Source organism: Chryseobacterium sp. SC28, assembly GCF_003932955.1.
Lineage (GTDB): Bacteria > Bacteroidota > Bacteroidia > Flavobacteriales > Weeksellaceae > Epilithonimonas.
In genome coordinates, this window is sequence record NZ_QOVY01000042.1 from 1 (window position 1) to 2,306 (window position 2,306).

General features: G+C 26.2%; 2 protein-coding genes. One reads left to right on the plus strand and one right to left on the minus strand.

Annotated elements, in window-relative coordinates:
* Positions 1–1,149, plus strand: a 1,149-nt coding sequence (locus tag DTW91_RS12560) for an Eco57I restriction-modification methylase domain-containing protein (RefSeq protein ID WP_148096896.1), incomplete at its 5' end; no start/stop codon positions are given.
* Here DTW91_RS12560 and DTW91_RS12565 read toward each other — a convergent pair.
* Positions 1,146–2,306: Eco57I restriction-modification methylase domain-containing protein (locus DTW91_RS12565; protein WP_125203702.1), on the minus strand; the 1,161-nt coding region annotated here is incomplete at its 5' end. The genes DTW91_RS12560 and DTW91_RS12565 overlap by 4 nt on opposite strands.

The window sequence follows — 2,306 nt, forward strand, 5'->3', positions numbered from 1 at the left end:
GGTGGTTTAAATTCTGCAGACGGAGGATATTTTGATATTGTGATTGGGAATCCGCCGTATGTAAGTGTAAAAAAAATTTCCATAGAAGACAAATTGATATTTTCAAAAACTTACAAGACTGCAGTAGGTCAGTTTGATCTATATGGATTATTTATTGAAAAGAGTATTGATTTTTTAAAATTGAAAGGAGTTTTATCGTTTATTACTTCTAATACCTTTTTAAACAATAAAGATTTTTCAACTTTAAGAGAATATTTATTAAATAATACAAATATCCACACTATTGTTAATTTAGATGAATCAATATTTGAAACAGCACAGGTTGATGTTGCTATAACTAATCTAACAAAGGGAGTTTCTTTGGATGATAATGTCATTAAAATAAGTCGTTGTAAAAACGATTTTATAAATAGAATTTATGACTTGATTAAACAACAAAAATATAATGTAAAGCAAAATCAATTTGAATTTAAACTTAATTGCACAGAAAAAGATTTTAAAATTATTGAAAAAATTTGTGATAATAAAACTTTACTATCTTCAATAATGGAACTTCCCAGAGGAATTGAAATTGGTTCAAATTCTGATTTAATCTGTGATAAAAACATACAGAACACACAAAAATTATTAGTAGGGAAAGATATTTCTAGATATACAATAGAATTTAGAAATAGGTTTATTGAGTTTGATAATACAAATAAATCTGTTTATAAAGATATTTCAATTTATAAATCAAATAAAATATTAATTCAAAGAATACGGAATTTATCTTTGAAACAAAGACTTGTTTGTTGTTTTGATGATAATAATTATCTATGTACAAATACATTGAGAATTGGAATTATAAAAAACGAAGATTTCTTGATTAAATTTATATTAGGAATTCTTAACTCTAAAACGATTAATTACCTATTCTTGAAATATTTTCTTAATAAAGATATTTATGCCTATCAATTAGAACAAATTCCAATCCCAGCAATAAATAAAGAAAAGCAACAACCTATCATATCATTAGTAGAGAAGGTTCTTAATTCAAAAAACCAAAATCCAAAATCAGACACCACAGAAATAGAATATGAAATTGATAAATTAGTTTACGAATTATATGGATTAACTGATGAAGAAATAGCCATTATAGAAAATACCTAAATTTTGAATTCATTATATTCTTGTTCAGACAATGAAAAATCAGGGTCTATGATTTTTACTTCTTCATAAGTTAATTGGAATAAACGATAAATACGGATGTCAATTTCCTTTTCCCATTTGCTAGTATTAGCATTATGATTTAAAAGTATTTTATCTACTAATTCAATAAAAACTTTTTGTTGGTTTAATGAAATATTAGGAATGGGTAATTGCTGAATATAGAAATTGTAAAAATCCATTCCTCTAATAGCTCTTGCATAAACAAAATTATATGCGTACCAGCTTAAAAATTTGCTATTTAAGTACCCCAACCAAAACTTATCAGTTATTTTTTCATTAATCTCAAAAGACATCAAAGTATTTGTTATAATAATACCTTCATCATCATAGCAAGAAGTTATCTTTAAATGAGGAAAAGGTTTTTCAATATGAGCGACAAGTCTTTGAGTTAAAACTTTTGGTTTTAGAAAAGACATCGCGTTTTCCCATTTTAATTTTTCTCTGTTTTTTAAGAATCTATTACTCCGAATATTATATCTTCCAATATCAATGCCCTTTAAAAGTTTATAATCTGTTTCTTCATCCGAGAAGAAATCTGTTCCAATAGCTATACCTAATTTTCCTTCTACTAATTTTTCCCTTGATTTGATTTTTTCAATTTTTTCAATTATAGACGGAAATTGAGCCTTGTAAATTTGCAACGTATTGCTTTCTGCAAATAATTTATCAAGCAAGAATTTGCCGACATTATTTACTCCATTTTTACCCAAAAAAGAAACAGAAACTATTTTAATTTCTACGTTTACTTTTTTTAATCCAAATACCGATGCCTCCAATAAAACATTATCAAAAGATTTTCCTGTATCCAGAATAAATTTCAAATCGTATTTTCTCCAATAATTAATACGTGTATCTTCCCAAGCGTCACCGTAAAGTGATTTTTTTGGAATTATAAATGCTAAAATACCATTTGGTCTTGTAAAATTGTCAAAAGAAATTTTTACAAACAGTTCTGCACTGTCACCGCTTCTAAATTCAATTTTTTGTTCTTTTCTAAAGTATTCTTTTTGTTCTTTAGTTAATACAGTTCGAAAACCATACGGCGGATTCCCAATCACAATATCAAAATATCCTCCGTCTGCAGAATTTAAACCACC